Below are 17,446 nucleotides of genomic sequence, written 5' to 3'. Positions count from 1 at the left end.
ATTACTCCACCTCAATCGCCGTTGCTTCTTCAACCATATCCCCATTTAATGACCATGTTTTCGTTCCAGTGATTTTCACTTTTACGATTTGGCCAATTGCCGATTTTGGTCCTTTGAAGTTCACGAGCTTATTTTTCGTTGTATAACCTGCTAATATTTCCGCATTCTTCTTGCTTTCGCCTTCAACAAGCACTTCAACAATCTGCCCATCATACTCTTTCATTTTCAATGCACACGTTTCATTGACAAGGGCATTCAAACGTTGCAGGCGTTCCTTTTTCACTTCCATCGGTACATTATCCTGCATTTTCGCAGCCGGTGTTCCCTCACGTGGTGAATAGATGTAAGTATATGCTGCATCGAAACCAACTTCACGGTATAAAGACATCGTCTCTTCAAAGTGCTCTTCCGTTTCATTCGGATAGCCTACAATGATGTCAGTTGTTAGCGATGCACTTGGGATTGCTTCCTTAATCTTTTTTACTAGCTCTAAATATTGTTCTCGTGTATATTTACGGGCCATGATTTTAAGTGTTTCCGTACTTCCCGATTGAACTGGAAGATGGATATGGTCAACGAGATTTCCCCCTTTAGCCAGAACTTCAATCAAGTGATCATCAAAGTCACGGGGATGGCTGGTCGTAAAACGAATACGCGGAATATCGATTTTGCGGATTTCATCCATCAAATCACCGAAACGATATTCAATATCCGCAAAGTCTTTACCGTATGCATTCACATTCTGTCCAAGCAGTGTTATTTCCTTGTAACCCTGAGCCGCTAAATGACGGACTTCTTGTATGATATCTTCAGGTCTGCGGCTTCTTTCTTTACCCCTTGTGTAAGGTACGATGCAGTATGTACAAAACTTATCGCAGCCATACATGATATTGACCCATGCCTTCGTTTTGCCTTTACGCACTTTCGGAAGGTTCTCGATTACATCACCTTCTTTGGACCAAACCTCAATGACCATTTCCTTGGAAAGATAAGCTTCATTAAGAATTTGCGGCAGCCGGTGGATATTATGCGTTCCGAAAATCATATCTACAAAATGGTGCTTCTCTAGAATCCGCTTTACAACAGACTCCTCTTGCGACATACAACCGCAAACCCCAAGCAAAAGATCCGGCTTTTCCAATTTCAATGATTTCAAATGGCCCAATTCACCGAACACTTTATTCTCTGCGTTTTCCCGAATCGCACAAGTGTTAAGTAATATGACGTTAGCATCATCCACCGTGTTTGTAGGCTCATAACCAAGTGCCGTAAAGATGCCCGCCATGACTTCTGTATCATGTTCGTTCATTTGACAGCCATATGTACGAATGTAAAACTTTTTGCCTTCTCCCATTCCACGGAAACCTTCAGGAATTGCAAAGTCATCATGGTATTCTACTTCTTCTTTTCCTCGCTTTTTCGCATCTTTTAGGGAAGGCGGAATATAAACGGCTTGAAAGTACTTACTGAAGTCCTTATCGGATTTTTTGTCCGCTGAATTTTCAGCCTGTACTTGTTGTGATTCTAATCGTTGTTTCTCGTTCATAGTTAATCTCCTTTCAAAATAGTTAGTTTATTTCTTCACCAACTATTTCAAGACCTATCTTCTAATGGTTTTATACGGTTTCTTTTTAAGAATTTCCAGTAAATATTAGCTTTTAATTGTGATATATCCACATTAACTTAGTATAAAGCTTTTAACAGCAAGAAACAATCATTCTGTCGTGCCTTCTTCAATTGTAAGAAATTTTTCACAAACGTGGAAAATAAGAACAAGAAAGAAGAGGCTTGATTCGCATATTCAATATGACGATATTAGCCTCTTCTTATTAAATGATAGGATGATACTATTCCTTCACAGCTATTTTAAAAATGCAGACCATGCGCTTTACTCGTGGGTTTGAGCTTTAATCGTGAGTTTGGGCGCTTTACTCGTGAAATTGAGCATTTTACTCGTGAATTTAGGCGCTTTACTCGTGAGTTTGATCACTTTACTCGTGAAATTGTGCATTTTACTCGTGAGTTTGACCGCTTTACTCCTTTATTTGGTTGTTTTACTCGTGAACCTTCTCACTCTTTAAGGGGTTAGGAGCACCTTGCCACACTGACCTTTGATCATCAGTTCAAAACCCTTCTCAAAATCGCTTAGTGAAAATCGGTGTGTAATCATTGGTTTTACATCAACATTGCCACTCCCAAGCAAACTTGAAACCTGTTGCCAGGTTGAAAACATTTTCCTTCCGGTTATCCCTTGGACAGTAAGACCCTTGAATACAATATCATCCGTTATATTAAGCGTGACCGGCTGTGATGGCAGACTTAGAATTGATATCCTTCCACCATTCGTGGCCATCTTGAACCCTTGTTCAATAGCTGTAGGATTACCGCTCATTTCGCAAACCACATCCACCCCATCCGAATTTGTGAGGCCTTTCGTGATTTCCAGTGGATTTTGTTTAATTGAATGTATGAGGTCTGTAGCCCCCATCTTTTTGGCAAGCTGAAGCCGATAATCATTAATATCAAGAGCGATCACTTTATCGGCACCTGCAGCCTTTGCTACAGCAACTGCCATAAGCCCAATTGGACCACAGCCGATTATGGCCACCGTTTTACCCAGGACCTCACCAGCAAGCACTGAATGTACGGCATTTCCCATTGGTTCTTGGATGGTAGCTATATCGAGTGGCATACCAATTGGATTTTTCCATAGATTCTTGGCCGGCAGAGCTATATACTCTGCAAAGCATCCCTGTTTATCGAGTCCGATAATATTTGTTTTTTTACAAATATGGAATTGGCCGGTTAAGCATTGCCTGCATGTACCGCAAACTATATGTGTTTCGGCAGATACACAATCACCAACTGAAACATTTCTCACATTTTCTCCTATCTCCATTACTTCCCCAGCAAATTCGTGTCCAAAAACGTATGGTGGATTCACTCTTCCCTGCGACCATTTATCCCAGGTGAAGATATGAATATCCGTTCCACATATAGAGGTCATCTTTACTCGAATCAAGACCTCGTCCTCACGAATATCAGGAATATCGACAACTTGTAATTGTGCCCCATATCCTCGGTGATGTTTGACGACTGCTTTCATTTTCCCTCTCAGCATATACACTCCCCCTGAAATAGGGCTGCTCTTTTCACCTGCCTTAATATGTAAAGATATGAAAAACTAATTAAAAAAATACCTAATCGCTTTTGTATCGTTCTTTTGTGCAAAATAAAGTTGATTTTGGGGCATTCGTACATTTTTGTTAAATGGGTCATGTTTCTATAGCATCTCGTCCGCTCTCGAATAAGATATCTTGTACAACAAAAATAATTGAAGGAGTGACTTATATGTCATGTTCTGGAAACCATAATCATGATCATCATGGTAACAACAATAATAACGATAGAATCGCAGACGATTTTTGTCGTGCTGTGAGAGGTTGTAATAGGCGCGACAGAGATCGTGACCGCGATCATGACCGTGACCGTGACCGCGATCGGGATCGGGATCGGGACCGCGATCAACACCATCACCACCATCATCATAACAACAACAACTGTTGTTGTAGAAGAAGGAATCGTTGCTGTTTCTTCGGTTTCGGTGGCGGCTTCGGTGGCCGTTGCGGTGGCGGTTTTGGTGGAGGTTGCGGTGGCGGTTGCGGTTTTTAACCGTAACTTCGGCAGATGCAACAACGGTTGTTAAGCTAAGCCAGTCGTAAGTCTTCTAGCATGTGGCCTATCTACTGGAGAGCCTAATAATTAACCACAAAAAAGGTTCACCCCATCTTAAGGGGCGAACCTTTTCACTTTTACATAAATTCAGCAACAAGCTTATCAAAGTGCGCTTGATCCAGTGTCAAATCGGATTTATTTAACGCTTTTTCAGCATACCCTGGCACTAATTCCTGGTACGAAGGACGTGAAGAGTCTTGATAGATAATACCTGTCACAAGGCTGTCATGTTTCATCAAAGTCTGCATGGCCTGTTCTTTATTTGATGAATCATAGCCTTCAATCGTGTTCAATTTAGTTAAGTTTTGTTTAAACCAATCATACGTATTAATCTTATTATATGTTACACAAGGAGAGAAAACATTGATAAAGGAAAACCCTTTATGGTTTATCCCTGCTTCAATGATCGCTGTCAGGTCTTTCAAGTCAGTGGAAAAGCTTTGGGCGACAAACGTAGCGCCAGCTGACAAAGCTAATTCCATAGGTGAAACAGCCTGTTCTATTGATCCTTCTGGAGTGGATTTCGTTTTAAATCCAGCAGCAGATCTAGGTGAGGTCTGGCCTTTTGTCAAACCATAAATTTGGTTATCCATGACAATATAGGTAATGTCTATATTACGACGGATCGCATGAATAGTGTGTCCCATCCCGATTGCAAAACCATCTCCGTCACCGCCTGAAGCTATAACGGTCAATTCACGGTTGGCCATTTTCACTCCTTGGGCAATTGGCAGAGAGCGGCCATGGATTCCGTGGAAACCGTATGACTTGATGTAACCGGATATACGTCCTGAACAGCCGATACCGGAAACAACAGCCAGATTCTCCGGCTCCAATCCTACATTGGCCGCCGCACGCTGCATGGCAGCCTGAACGGAGAAATCTCCGCAGCCAGGACACCAGTTGGGTTTTACATCATTACGAAACTCTTTAAACGTTGCCATATTCGAACATCTCCTTGCATTGTGTGTGAATTTCATGCGGGAGGAATGGGTTGCCATCATATTTTAGGATGCTTTTAATTTTATTAACATGTCCGACATTCATCTTGATAATATTAGCCAATTGTCCAGTCGCATTATTTTCAATAACTACTACTTTCTTAGCACTTTGCACCAACGATAGGACTTCATCAGCCGGGAAAGGATGAATCAAACGGATTTGCGCATGATTCACTTTCATTCCATCCGTTTCTAACCGGCCGATCGCTTCATCAATGGTTCCGCGTGTAGAGTTAAAACCAAGAATTAATAAATCCGCTTCTTCATGCGGTGTGTTTTTGTATACTGGTGTTTGGAATGTGTTAGTTAAGTTATTCAGCTTACGCATCCGTTTATCCATTTGCACTTTACGATTCAAAGCCGTCTCAGAAGGTCTGCCCGTTTCGTCATGTTCAACACCGGTAACATGGTGAATTCCATTTTTCATACCAGGCACTACACGAGGTGAGACCCCGTCTTCCGTTACTTTATAACGCTTGAAGTAAGATTTGTTTTCAGCCTCTTCAATTTCAAAGTCCACCAATTTACCGCGTCTTATCTCCACTCTGCTGTAATCAAGCGGCTGAACCGTTTGTTTACCTAGTGATAGCTGTAAATCGGATAAAACGATAACTGGACATTGATATTCCTCTGCAAGATTGAATGCTTCTGCCGTATCATAAAAAGCTTCTTCAACTGTACTTGGAGCCATTACGATTTTAGGGATTTCACCATGAGTACCATAAATCATGGCCATTAAATCGGATTGCTCCTGTTTTGTAGGAAGTCCCGTAGATGGACCGCCACGCTGAGTATCGACAATGACAATTGGCGTCTCGGTAATGCCCGCTAAACCAATCGCTTCCATCTTCAAGGAAAGTCCAGGTCCAGCTGAAGCAGTGATGGCACGTACACCACCATAGTTTGCACCAATCGCCATTGTAGCCGCTGCAATTTCATCTTCAGTCTGTATGACCGTCCCACCCAATTGAGGAAGTTTTTTAATCAGGTATTCCATAATTTCCGAGGCTGGAGTAATTGGATAAGCGGCCATGAAGCGGCAACCGCCTGCAACTGCACCTAGAGCGATAGCATCGTTCCCGATCATGAACAATCGTTTTTGGCCGTCTGCTTTTTCAAGCTCCATTGCGCCCAGTTTTTCTCCAAGCATCACTTCCATTGCCTTATAGCCAGCAGTAATGGCTTCCATATTCTTCTTTACGATTTCTTCACCTTTGCGGCCGAATATTTCATCCACCACATCGTTGAATACGGAAATTTCCATTCCTAGAACAGCACATGTCGCACCGATAGCGACCATATTTTTCATTAAAGATGTTCCTAATTCGGCTGCTATTTCCGTAAATGGAACAATATATAATTCTGCCTTTGTATCTTCTGGGCAGACAGGTTTGAATTTTGCATCTGCGATTATGATGCCACCCTCATGTAATTCTTTATAATTGACGTCAATTGTTTCTTGGTCAAAAGCAACTAAGATGTCTAAATCATCAGAGATAGCACGAGTTTCCGTAGTACTTACACGAATTTTGTTATTCGTGTGTCCACCCTTGATTCGGGATGAGAAATGACGGTAGCCATACAAGTAATAACCTAAGCGATTGAGGGCAATACAGAATATTTCTCCTGTACTTTCAATACCTTCACCTTGTTGTCCGCCAACTTTCCATGAAAGTTGATTGATCATGTCTTACACTCCTTTAGGACGTTCGTATATAAATGCATTTAACCGCCCCTCCCTTCAGAACATTCGACTATGTATAATTAATCGTTCTAATTTAGGAAAGGTGTACTAAACGCTTTCAATTCTATCGGTTAAATCATTAAATTGCAACCTTTTTGCTTTTGTTTTTTATATTTTCAGAATATTTATTCATATCTATATAGTAAGAATTGAAAATCACTTAAGATAATTCCTGTTTAAGCGGAAAATTACGAGTGAAATTACCAAAAAGGAGACCTTTTACGAACTCACTTGAATAAAGCATGTTGAGTTCATTGATAAAATTATGATAATCCTTATATGACATTAAATTTTCTACCATATGATCGATTCCATCGAAGTCAGACCCTAATCCAATTTGTCTTTCCCCGCCCAAACTGCATATATGTTCTATATGTTTCAAGATATCCTTTATCGAAGCCGATTCACCATTAGATAGGAATTGAGGGACAAAGGTTACCCCTATCACTCCATTTTTTTGCAAAAGTGCTTTTATCTGGCCGTCTTTTAAATTTCGCGGATTCGAACAAAGCTGATAGGCATTCGAATGGGAGGCAATTGGGAATTTTGCCTTCTTTAGGGTGTCCCAAAATCCAGCTTCAGATAGATGGGATAAATCACACCAAATTGATTTCTCATTCAAAAGCGCGACCACCTCTGTTCCAAACCCTGTCAATCCGCCCCCTCTTGATTCTAATGCCCCATCTGCTACCAAGTTTGCGTAATTCCAAGTCAAACCTACAGAGGACACTCCAAGATGAATTAGTGTTTTCAGTTTTAATAAATCATTTCCAATGCAATCGCATCCCTCTAAGGTTAGCATCGCACCGATTTCCTTTTCTTTTAGAGAATCGATGTCTGCTTTGGTCTTTATAAATTTCATTTCCGGCTCTGATAAAATCTTTTCATGAAAAATATCCACCATCGCCAAAGCCGCTTGAAATCTCATATCCGGGTGGACATTCTCTGGAATATAAATCGCAAAACATTGGACTTTTCCTCCTTCATCCAATAACCCCCGCTTTGTTATATGTAATTTATCACTATCTAAAAAAGAAATATCCGGATCTTTGAACATCTTCATCAACACATCACAATGTGCATCAAAAATCGCCAATGTAATCCCCCTTCCTGCCCTTATCTATTTAGAGATCATATATTCCATTATAAAGCGATCTCGATTTTTCGTCATTTGGATTTCAGGACAAAAAAGAGCCTGCTCGCCATCCGACAAACAGGACACCCACCCATAAAATTATCTTGGTTCAATGATTAGCTTTATAGCAGTTCGTTCTTCGCCATCAATAAGTATATCTGTAAAGGCAGGAATACAAATCAAGTCAACTCCACTAGGTGCGACAAACCCTCTTGCGATTGCTACTGCCTTGACGGCTTGATTTAACGCACCTGCACCGATTGCCTGAATTTCGGCTGCTCCTCTTTCTCTGAGCACTCCCGCTAGTGCGCCTGCTACAGAATTAGGATTAGATTTTGCTGAAACCTTTAATATTTCCATTCCTAGTCCTCCTTGTTTTCCCTGCCGATTATAATCTTTGGCTCAATAGTTATAACACTTTCCACTGCTACTATATTCATCAAGTAAAACTTGTATGACAAAGAAAACCTGGATTGTCCACCATTTATTAAAGAATAAAGAAAATGGATGGAAAGTCATTTTGACTGTCCATCCATTCAAATCAATTATCAAAGGGGTGATCTTCGTTAATCAGTATTCTTTCAATTTTTTTAGCTTTGCCAGTTTTATCATCAATTTCAAGGAGAACCCCACTTAATAGCGTCCGCCCCTCCTTAGGCACTTCGAAACGAACAGGAAGGCTAGTTAGGAACCGATGGATTACTGCCTCTCTTTCCATACCAAGGATGCCATCATACGGTCCTGTCATGCCTACATCTGATATGTAAGCGGTGCCAGCAGGTAAAATACGGTTATCGGCTGTCTGGACGTGTGTGTGTGTACCAACAACGGCTGTAACCTTCCCATCCAGGAACCACCCCATAGCTTGCTTTTCACTTGTAGCCTCTCCGTGAAAATCAACAAAGATGATTGGTGTCCTTTTTTGAGCCTCCGCCACTAGTTCTTCCGCCTTTTTGAACGGACAATCCAAATCCGGCATGAACGTTCTAGCCTGCAAATTGATGACCGCTATTTCCTGTTGATTCAATTTTAAAAATTTCATTCCATCGCCAGGTGCTCTGTCCGGAAAGTTCGCTGGCCGGACGAGATATTTCGCGTCATCAATAAAATTGAAAATATCGCGATTATCCCATGTATGGTTTCCCATGGTCACTGCCTGCGCTCCCCACTCTAAAAAACTGCGGTAAATCTTTTCTGTAATTCCCCGGCCACTTGCAGCATTTTCCCCGTTGATGACCGTGATATGCGGACGATACTTTTCTTTTAACTTAGGAAGGTATTCTTGGATCATATCACGACCAGGAGACCCCACTACATCTCCAATAAATAGCAATTTCATTGTAAAACCCTTTCTAGATTCACATTTATTATTATATGGATTATTCAAGTATGTATTGTAACATAACATGGTGTCATTATAGGAATCATGCTTATCGATTAATATTAGAAAAAGAAAAAACGAAGTGGTTTGCACCACTTCGTCTTTCATTATCAATTTATTTGGCGTATTCGACTGCTCTTGTTTCACGGATGACCGTGACTTTTATATGACCTGGGTAATCGAGCTCTTCTTCAATCCTTTTTCGGATATCACGAGCGAGTCGATGGGCCGAAAGGTCATCGATTTGCTCTGGTTTCACTAGAATCCGTACTTCTCGTCCGGCTTGAATCGCAAATGATTTTTCCACTCCATCATAGGATTCGGAAATCTCCTCAAGTTTTTCAAGTCTTCTAATGTAATTTTCAAGCGTTTCACTTCTAGCACCCGGTCTTGCAGCTGATAATGCATCAGCGGCAGCCACAAGCACTGAAATGATGGAAGTTGGTTCAGTATCACCATGATGGGAAGCGATGCTGTTAATGACAGTTGGATGCTCTTTATATTTGGTTGCTAATTCAACGCCAATTTCAACGTGACTGCCTTCCACTTCATGATCAATCGCTTTCCCAATATCATGCAATAAACCTGCACGGCGGGCAAGAACTTCATCCTCACCAAGCTCTGCGGCCAGTAAACCTGAAAGCTGGGCCACTTCAATTGAATGCTTAAGTACGTTTTGCCCATAACTTGTACGGAACTTCAAACGTCCTAGTATTTTGATAAGATCTGGATGGAGACCGTGAACTCCAACTTCAAAAGTTGTTTGTTCACCAATTTCACGAATATGTTCATCCACCTCACGTCTTGCTTTGTCAACCATTTCTTCAATTCGAGCCGGATGAATCCGTCCGTCCTGAACAAGTTTTTCAAGAGCCAAGCGTGCCGTTTCCCGTCTAATTGGATCAAATCCAGATAAAATGACAGCTTCAGGAGTATCATCAATAATAAGGTCAATACCTGTTAGCGTTTCTAACGTCCGGATATTTCGTCCTTCACGTCCGATTATCCGTCCTTTCATTTCATCGTTTGGAAGATTCACTACAGAAACGGTGGTTTCTGCAACATGATCAGCCGCACAACGCTGAATGGCAAGAGAAAGAACTTCTTTTGCTTTTTTATCAGCTTCTTCTTTGGCACGGGTATCACTTTCTTTAATCATAAGCGCTACATCGTGAGCCAGTTCGTTTTCCATTCGGTCTATAATGATTGCTTTAGCTTCTTCTCGAGTTAAACCGGAAACACGTTCAAGCTCTGTTTGCTGCTTACGAACCGTCTCTTCCACTTTGCTTTCCATCTCTTCAATATGCTGTTGTCTTTGGTTTAGAGAATCTTCTTTTTTCTCCAAAAGGCTTTCACGTTTGTCTAACGTTTCATCCTTTCGGTCCAGATTCTCTTCTCTTTGCAATAACCGATTTTCTTGTTTTTGTAATTCGTTCCTTCTTTCACGGGATTCCCGATCAGAATCAGAACGAACTTTATGAATTTCATCTTTTGCTTCCAACAAGGCTTCTTTCTTAAGAGCTTCCGCTTCACGTTTTGCATCCTCAAGGATGTGTTCTGCAGAGCCCTTTGCCCCTGCTATTTTACTCTCAAATTTTGATTTGTGAATAAAATAACCAACAACTGCACCGACGATTAGGCCAAGCAAAGTGAAGATGATTGTCATGGGTTCCATCGTTTCACCTCCCCTTGCTATGAACTTTTTACATAAAATGTTGAACTGTCGGCAAGTACATTGCACTAAATTCAATATACAGCACTTAATTTTCAAAATTTTAGTTTGAAAAATTGTAAAATATACATATTAATTGTATAGTTGAGAATTTTTATTGTCAAGCGTTTGTCCCTTATGTATCAATGATTATTCAAGTTTTCTTTATATGAACCACCATTAAGTACAGCATTCATTATGGAAAATGTCTGTAAATCCGTTTTCACAGCCATTTAACCCGCTGGAAATTTCACATTTTTCTCACAATATATAGAAAAGGCCTAAGCGATCAAGCTTAGACCTTTTCCTACCATTAATCAAGTAATTCAAAATGTTCTTCTGTTTCATTTTCTTCTGGTGGCAATTCATGTTCTCCATCAAGATTATAGTGATCTCTGATTTTCTGAGAAATTTCCAGAGCGATATCCTGATTTTCTTTTAAGAACAGCTTCGCATTTTCGCGGCCTTGTCCGACACGCTCTTCATTATATGAGTACCATGAGCCGCTTTTAAGGACGATATCAAGATCTGCACCCATATCGATGATTTCACCTTCCTGAGAAATCCCTTGACCATACATGATGTCAACTTCTGCTTGACGGAATGGAGGGGCAACCTTGTTTTTTACAACTTTGATTTTAGTTTTATTACCGACAATTTCATTACCTTGTTTTAATTGTTCCGCACGACGCACTTCCAGGCGAACAGTTGAATAGAACTTCAATGCCCGGCCTCCCGGAGTCGTTTCTGGGTTCCCAAACATTACACCAATTTTTTCACGGACTTGGTTAATGAAAATGGCAATGGTGTTTGATTTATTAATGGCACCAGACAGTTTTCTAAGTGCCTGAGACATCATCCGTGCTTGAAGACCCATATGGGAATCTCCCATTTCACCTTCAATTTCAGCTTTAGGAACAAGTGCGGCAACCGAATCAATGACTATGATATCTACCGCTCCACTTCGAACTAACGCTTCGGCGATCTCTAAGGCTTGTTCACCCGTATCAGGCTGTGAAAGCAGTAGCTCATCAATATTCACACCAAGTTTTTCTGAATATGCTGGATCTAGAGCATGCTCAGCATCAATGAATGCAGCCGTGCCACCAGTCTTTTGTACTTCTGCAATAGCATGTAATGCGACAGTCGTTTTACCGGAGCTTTCAGGTCCATATATCTCAATGACCCGACCTCTTGGATATCCGCCTACTCCCAATGCTACGTCCAATGCTAAAGAACCGCTTGAAATCGTTGAAATCCTTCGATCAGACTGTTCCCCAAGTTTCATAATAGAACCTTTACCAAATTGTTTTTCAATTTGTTTTAACGCCATATCTAAAGCCGCTTGACGATCACTCACTCAATTTCCTCCTCTATATTCAAATAATCGGCTGTCCGATTAAAGGTTTTCTAACGTTAGCAATTATTTGAGATCAAGGTTTGTATCCTGTCTCAAAACCTATCTTTACTATATACTCTTTTTACTATTTTGCCAAGCAAAAAGTCGAACATTCATTCGTTTTTTTCTTTCGGGATATTCTTTATAAAAAACCATTTTACCTTGAGGAAATCCCCATTTCCATCCACTTACTCACTTTAAAAACTTTTTTCTTTGAATTAACTTTTTTCTTTTTCCCCGTTTTTTCAAGAAACAAACTTTTTCAACCAAATAAAAAAGCAGAGCCGTAAAAAGCTCTGCTTCAGCGTTTATAAATCCCTTAACAGGTAATGACAGCCGTACTTCACACTGCGAATACGATTCTGCGCCCTGCTTCCGGAAAGATTCAATTCTTTGAAATGAGTCTTTCCATCCCGATAAGAAATGCCAATGAATACTGTACCAACAGGCTTGCCTTCCTGTTCATCCGGTCCTGCGACACCCGTAAAGCTTATGCCTACGTCTGCATCGAGCTTTTTCCGGACATTAGAGGCCATTTCCATTGCACACTCACCGCTGACCACCCCGTGCTCAGAGATGGTATCATCACTGACGCCAAGTACATTTGACTTTGCATCATTCGTATAACTGACAATGCCGCCTTTGAAAACTTTACCGGCCCCCGGGATGGTTGTCAGCTGTTCTTGGAACATTCCACCTGTCAAGCTTTCGGCTGCCGCGATTGAAAGTTTACGGACCGTTAATTCTTTTACAAGTTCCTTTATTAGCGAAGTATTATCACTTCCATAATAGAACTTGCCTACCCGGCTAAGGATTTCTTTTTCCGATTCTAAAATAAGCTCTTCGCATTTTTCTTTGGATGAGTCTTTAGCGGTAATCCTTAATGTCACTTCCCCTTCGGCTGCCAGAGGAGCAATTGTCGGATTCGTTTGATTGACAAGAAGATCTTCAATAACCGTTTCCAGTTCGGCTTCACCTATCCCGTAGAACCGAAGAACCTTGGAATCGATCCGTTCGTGCTTATCCAATTTATTCATGATCGACTCATAACCATAACTTAAAAACATCGGCTCCATTTCACTTGGCGGACCAGGTAGAAGCATATATGTAATCCCGGATTTGGACAAGACCATTCCCGGTGCCATGCCATGATCGTTCGCCAACACTTCACTGCCCTCCAATACAAGGGCCTGCTTCTTGTTGTTTTCCGTCATCGGGCGGTCCCGTTTTTGGAAGTAAGCTTCAATGGATTGCAAAGCCTCATCATTAAAAACGAGCTTTTTCCCTATATGGCGAGCAATCGTTTCCTTCGTTAAATCATCTTTGGTAGGTCCTAGTCCACCTGTAAAGACGATCAAGTTCGCCCTTGATTCAGCGATTTCTATAGCTTGTTGTAAACGACGGTCGTTATCCCCGACTACAGTATGGTAAAAAACATTGATTCCCATTTCCGCAAACTGCTGCGATAGGAATCTCCCATTAGTGTTATTGATTTGTCCTAAAAGAAGCTCAGAGCCCACTGCAATGATTTCTGCATCCATCTTTTCAAAACCACCATTCGTTTTACTTGGAATTAACAAATACTTCTTTGTTTTTTATAAAATAATCCAAACCTGACCATATTGTAAAGATCAATGCAATCCATAATGCGATATTAGCAAACGGAAGAGAAATGAGGGCAAATGGAAGGTTATGCAGCAATAATGCCGAAATAGAAACAATTTGTGCCCATGTTTTAATTTTACCAAGCTGATTCGCTGCAACCACTTCTCCTGTACCCGCCAGTACCAAACGCAAACCGGTCACAGCAAATTCACGACTAATGATCACGATAGCAATCCAAGACTGACCGTACATTAAATCCAGATCAACCAATACAATTAGGGCAGCCGAAACCAAAAGCTTATCAGCCAATGGATCTAAAAATTTCCCTAAATCAGTAATCATATTATATTTCCTGGCAAAATGGCCATCGATCCAATCAGTAGTAGAAGCGATGATAAAGAGGATGGCACCAGCTAAATGTGCCACTGGCAAACTGTATTCTCCCCAAGTCAACGTCCCCCAAGAAAAAGGAACGAGCATGATGATTAAAAATACTGGTATTAAACAGATTCTTGCTACTGTAATCTTATTAGGCAGATTCAAAACTTTTACCTCCAAAATTTACGCCTGCCTTTAGGGCAATGCGTTATAGATCTAAAATAATGCTTATATGTATAATTTAACTCAAAACCAATCTTATGCCAGGTAGAGCAAAATCCGGTCTTAATATTGTATAGAGAAAAAATAGTCATCTATAAGATGACTATTCGGCTTTCGTAAATTGTATCGTTACCAATTGCGTATTCACTTCAGTCGGTGAAATGGAATACTCCAGCTTCTCATCATTTACAAAAATTTCAGTTTCATACGCTCTGCCAATATTGATGACAGCTTCTTTTTCATTCGTGAAATCAATTTCCTGGCTCTCATTATTGTCGATGGTGCCCTGGAATAGTAATTTACCTTCACCATTTTTTATGCCTACCCATGGTGAGCCTTTGGAAGTCACCTTTAATTTAAAGGTATCCGTATTTTTCAATTCATACGTACTATTTTTACCGCTGGAACTGATGACGGCAAGCTTTTGCTCTTTCTTTTCATCTTTAACATCTGATTCATCTTCATTCTTCTTATCAGATGAATCTGGTTTTACATCATTCTGTTTCTTGTCTGGATTCTCTTTTTCTTCATTATTAAACCCAGCACTTTTATTGTAACCCACGGCTTCGCTCTGTTTAGCGCCCTTTTTATCATCAATATCCGGCTTACTCATATAGTTCGATACCAGGACCCATATCAATACAGCTGCACCAATGACTAAAACGGCAGCCAGGACCTTAGGTAACATTTCTACAACCTTGGAATTCCCTGCCGGCATCGTTTTCCGGGATTGGACCCTTGAAAGCTGTTCTGGCAATTCCTCGCTATAGACTGAAGGCACTTCACTCTTATATTGTTCGAAAATCTCTTCTGAATCCAGCCCGACCGCTTCACAATATTGCTTTATGAATGCCCGTACATAGAACTTTCCAGGCATCATACTGTAATTACCCTCTTCAATGCCAATGAGGTAACGCTTTTGAATCTTCGTTAATTCCTGTAAATCTTCTAGGCTAAGCCCTTTGGCTTCCCTAGCTTCCCTTAATCGATTACCTAACTCAGTCAAATAAAACACCTGCCATTTTAAAAGTCAAAGGAGCCAAAATTGGACCCTGAAAACTGGTCTTTTTGGTCGACAACTTCATATGTTATTTCTTCATCTGGATTGTTTCGCAATTCAATAATATAATCAAAGTCTTCGAGAGTATACTCCGTATTTTGGACAAAAACATCCGGATGTTCGATGACTTTAACCGCATCAAGCCTCATGATTTCGCGAATCAACTGCCAATGACGCTCATTTGCACGGCGTGTGGAAACAATTCCATCTAAAATGAACAAATTATCATTATTATATTCATCATCAATAAGCTGACTGCGAATAGTTTGCTTTAAAAGGGTCGATGACACAAACAACCATCTCTTATTAGCACAAACACTCGAGGCTACGATAGATTCAGTTTTTCCGACACGTGGCATACCTCGTATCCCGATTAATTTATGACCTTCCTGTTTAAATAGCTCGGCCAAGAAATCGACAAGTAAGCCTAGTTCATCACGTACAAACCTAAAGGTGTTTTTCTCATCAGCATCGCGCTGAATATACCTTCCATGCCTGACAGCGAGACGGTCACGCAATTTAGGTTCCCTAAGCTTAATGACCTTTATCGTATCCATCGTATGGAGGATTGATTCGAATCTTTCTATGTTACGGCTATCTTTCGCCATCAAAAGTAAACCACGCCTGCCTTCATCGACCCCGTTAATAGTGATGATATTGATGGACAGCATACCCAGCAGGGATGAAATATCCCCTAATAAACCTGGACGGTTGACTTGAATTTCATATTCAAAATACCATTCTTTATTCTCCACGATAACACTCCTTAAGCCTAAAAGCTTTTACCCTAAAATTAGGGGCAAAACTTATCCATCGTAAATTTAAAGGTCTGCACCCATTAGTTATTATTGTCTAGCTTCTATAATATAGCATTTCATGATAAGTTAAAAGGAAAAACCCTATAAAAAGTATTCATTTTTATATATGGGGATAAATTGTGATCAATATCAATCCAAAGGCCCTGTTAAATAATAACAGGGCCTTTGGATTGATATTTTTTACCTTGTTCCATTGTTCTCGACTAACTTAACCATAACGCTTGCCATGGCATGTTTTTCTTGATCGCTTGCGACTGACCAAAGATCAGCAAGTACTCTCTGTTGTTCATTCTGGGGCTCAACTTGCTTCGCAAGGTAATCACCGATTTCGAAAGCCAAGTCGGTAACAGCACCATCTGACAAACCTTGTTGTTCACCTTGATTTAATCTGTCGCCTAAGAAATTTTTCCATTGATCCCAATTGTCTAGTACAGACATGTATGGTCACCCTTTCCTTTCAAAATAGTACATAGATATTTTGTGAAGGAACCGGGGAAATTATACATGTCTTTAAAAAATCATGTGTACCATCCACCATTTACTCCTAAAATTTGTCCGGTGATATAAGATGACTTGTCAGAAAGCAAATAGTATACGGCCTCGGCGACTTCTTTTGAATTACCCATCCTGCCCATTGGGATATCACCTTTGATGATTTCCAAATCTTCTGCACTGAAAGATTCGAGCATGGAAGTGGAAATCGCTCCTGGGGCAACGGCATTCACCCGGATTCCATTAAGGGATACTTCTTTGCTGAGCGCCTTGATAAAAGCATTTTGACTGCCTTTGACCATGGAATATAATACTTCACAGGATGCACCCGTCTGCCCCCAAATCGATGTGACCGCAACAATAGCCGCCTGTTCTTGGTACATCAGCTTCGGAAGCAGTTCCTTTGTTAATTGGAAAGGGCTCGTTACATGCAGCTGGACCATTTCATTTACGATTTTCTCATCCATGTCCGATATGAGCCCATAATAGCTATTCCCACTATTAAGGACGATTGCATGAAGGGCGAAAATATTTTCCGCCAATTTCTTATAGCCGTACGGTGTAGCCAAATCCGCTTGAACAGGAATAAGTTCGACTTGATATGGCTTCAGTTCTTCGATTAGTTCAAGGATCGCTTCTTCATTGCTGTTATAATGTAGATAAAGTGAATAATTCTCCTCGGCAAGCTTTATAGCGATTTCCTTGCCGATTCCTCCGCTGGCTCCAGTAATAAGGGCAAAACGTTTCCCCACATTCCCGCCCCCT

At 40.8% G+C, this 17,446-nt stretch carries 17 protein-coding genes; 1 reads left to right on the top strand and 16 read right to left on the bottom strand.

Annotation, left to right across the window (positions count from 1 at the left end; translation table 11 throughout):
* Position 1: 1 nt before the first annotated feature.
* Positions 2-1,546 (bottom strand): tRNA (N6-isopentenyl adenosine(37)-C2)-methylthiotransferase MiaB, encoded by a 1,545-nt coding sequence (miaB, locus tag UP17_RS08195; RefSeq protein WP_061462480.1) that lies wholly within the window; start codon positions 1,544-1,546, stop codon positions 2-4.
* Between the two features lie 354 nt (positions 1,547-1,900).
* Here miaB and UP17_RS27405 point away from each other — a divergent pair, with 354 nt between their 5' ends.
* The gene (locus tag UP17_RS27405) at positions 1,901-2,089 is read left to right on the top strand and encodes a hypothetical protein (RefSeq protein WP_155727269.1); all 189 of its coding nucleotides are present in this window, start codon (positions 1,901-1,903) and stop codon (positions 2,087-2,089) included.
* Here UP17_RS27405 and tdh read toward each other — a convergent pair.
* From tdh to ymfI, 15 genes are all read right to left on the bottom strand, one after another.
* Positions 2,078-3,118, bottom strand: coding sequence for an L-threonine 3-dehydrogenase (tdh, locus tag UP17_RS08190; protein WP_061466025.1), 1,041 nt, complete (start codon positions 3,116-3,118; stop codon positions 2,078-2,080). The two genes, UP17_RS27405 and tdh, sit on opposite strands and share 12 nt — an antisense overlap.
* Before the next feature lie 236 nt (positions 3,119-3,354).
* The gene (locus UP17_RS27400; protein ID WP_155727268.1) at positions 3,355-3,696 is read right to left on the bottom strand and encodes a hypothetical protein; all 342 of its coding nucleotides are present in this window, start codon (positions 3,694-3,696) and stop codon (positions 3,355-3,357) included.
* Positions 3,697-3,812: 116 nt separating this feature from the next.
* A complete protein-coding gene (locus UP17_RS08180) occupies positions 3,813-4,679 on the bottom strand; it encodes a 2-oxoacid:ferredoxin oxidoreductase subunit beta (RefSeq protein ID WP_057913339.1) in 867 nt (288 codons plus the stop codon).
* Positions 4,666-6,423: a 2-oxoacid:acceptor oxidoreductase subunit alpha gene (locus UP17_RS08175; protein WP_061462478.1), complete on the bottom strand. Its 1,758-nt coding sequence runs from the start codon at positions 6,421-6,423 to the stop codon at positions 4,666-4,668. The genes UP17_RS08180 and UP17_RS08175 overlap by 14 nt, the downstream gene beginning before the upstream one ends.
* Positions 6,424-6,640: 217 nt before the next feature.
* On the bottom strand, positions 6,641-7,576 hold the full coding sequence (locus UP17_RS08170; RefSeq protein ID WP_061462477.1) for a dipeptidase: 936 nt from the start codon (positions 7,574-7,576) through the stop codon (positions 6,641-6,643).
* A 138-nt stretch (positions 7,577-7,714) separates the two neighbouring features.
* Positions 7,715-7,975 carry a stage V sporulation protein SpoVS gene (gene spoVS, locus UP17_RS08165; protein WP_029281188.1) on the bottom strand — a complete coding sequence of 87 codons (261 nt, stop codon included), beginning with the start codon at positions 7,973-7,975 and terminating at the stop codon, positions 7,715-7,717.
* A 181-nt stretch (positions 7,976-8,156) separates the two neighbouring features.
* Entirely contained in the window at positions 8,157-8,954 is a 798-nt protein-coding gene (locus UP17_RS08160; RefSeq protein ID WP_061462476.1) for a TIGR00282 family metallophosphoesterase, read from the bottom strand.
* Positions 8,955-9,111: 157 nt separating this feature from the next.
* The gene (gene rny, locus UP17_RS08155; protein WP_061462475.1) at positions 9,112-10,671 is read right to left on the bottom strand and encodes a ribonuclease Y; all 1,560 of its coding nucleotides are present in this window, start codon (positions 10,669-10,671) and stop codon (positions 9,112-9,114) included.
* Between the two features lie 349 nt (positions 10,672-11,020).
* Positions 11,021-12,067: a recombinase RecA gene (recA, locus tag UP17_RS08150; protein WP_061462474.1), complete on the bottom strand. Its 1,047-nt coding sequence runs from the start codon at positions 12,065-12,067 to the stop codon at positions 11,021-11,023.
* A gap of 347 nt (positions 12,068-12,414) precedes the next feature.
* Positions 12,415-13,647: a competence/damage-inducible protein A gene (locus tag UP17_RS08140; protein ID WP_061466024.1), complete on the bottom strand. Its 1,233-nt coding sequence runs from the start codon at positions 13,645-13,647 to the stop codon at positions 12,415-12,417.
* 22 nt (positions 13,648-13,669) lie between these two features.
* Positions 13,670-14,254: a CDP-diacylglycerol--glycerol-3-phosphate 3-phosphatidyltransferase gene (gene pgsA, locus UP17_RS08135; RefSeq protein ID WP_034313524.1), complete on the bottom strand. Its 585-nt coding sequence runs from the start codon at positions 14,252-14,254 to the stop codon at positions 13,670-13,672.
* A 160-nt stretch (positions 14,255-14,414) separates the two neighbouring features.
* A complete protein-coding gene (locus UP17_RS08130; RefSeq protein ID WP_250211775.1) occupies positions 14,415-15,326 on the bottom strand; it encodes a helix-turn-helix domain-containing protein in 912 nt (303 codons plus the stop codon).
* A gap of 8 nt (positions 15,327-15,334) precedes the next feature.
* Positions 15,335-16,126: a DUF3388 domain-containing protein gene (locus tag UP17_RS08125; RefSeq protein WP_061462471.1), complete on the bottom strand. Its 792-nt coding sequence runs from the start codon at positions 16,124-16,126 to the stop codon at positions 15,335-15,337.
* A 243-nt stretch (positions 16,127-16,369) separates the two neighbouring features.
* Positions 16,370-16,627, bottom strand: a complete 258-nt coding sequence (locus UP17_RS08120) for a DUF3243 domain-containing protein (RefSeq protein WP_061462470.1) — start codon at positions 16,625-16,627, stop codon at positions 16,370-16,372.
* 80 nt (positions 16,628-16,707) lie between these two features.
* Positions 16,708-17,433, bottom strand: coding sequence for an elongation factor P 5-aminopentanone reductase (gene ymfI, locus UP17_RS08115; protein WP_061462469.1), 726 nt, complete (start codon positions 17,431-17,433; stop codon positions 16,708-16,710).
* Positions 17,434-17,446 lie beyond the last annotated feature (13 nt).

This window comes from Peribacillus simplex, from assembly GCF_001578185.1.
In the GTDB taxonomy this organism is placed as follows: domain Bacteria; phylum Bacillota; class Bacilli; order Bacillales; family DSM-1321; genus Peribacillus; species Peribacillus simplex_A.
Note: the sequence above shows the minus strand (reverse complement) of the source record. Positions and strands in the feature narration are given on the sequence as shown.

What these genes read in the sequence shown, in the direction of transcription:
- miaB (WP_061462480.1), bottom strand. Translation starts at nt 1,546, where the DNA reads ATGAACGAGAAACAACGATTAGAATCACAACAAGTACAGGCTGAAAAT.
- UP17_RS08180 (WP_057913339.1), bottom strand. Translation starts at nt 4,679, where the DNA reads ATGGCAACGTTTAAAGAGTTTCGTAATGATGTAAAACCCAACTGGTGT.
- UP17_RS08175 (WP_061462478.1), bottom strand. Translation starts at nt 6,423, where the DNA reads ATGATCAATCAACTTTCATGGAAAGTTGGCGGACAACAAGGTGAAGGT.
- spoVS (WP_029281188.1), bottom strand. Translation starts at nt 7,975, where the DNA reads ATGGAAATATTAAAGGTTTCAGCAAAATCTAATCCTAATTCTGTAGCA.
- UP17_RS08160 (WP_061462476.1), bottom strand. Translation starts at nt 8,954, where the DNA reads ATGAAATTGCTATTTATTGGAGATGTAGTGGGGTCTCCTGGTCGTGAT.
- rny (WP_061462475.1), bottom strand. Translation starts at nt 10,671, where the DNA reads ATGGAACCCATGACAATCATCTTCACTTTGCTTGGCCTAATCGTCGGT.
- UP17_RS08140 (WP_061466024.1), bottom strand. Translation starts at nt 13,647, where the DNA reads ATGGATGCAGAAATCATTGCAGTGGGCTCTGAGCTTCTTTTAGGACAA.
- UP17_RS08120 (WP_061462470.1), bottom strand. Translation starts at nt 16,627, where the DNA reads ATGTCTGTACTAGACAATTGGGATCAATGGAAAAATTTCTTAGGCGAC.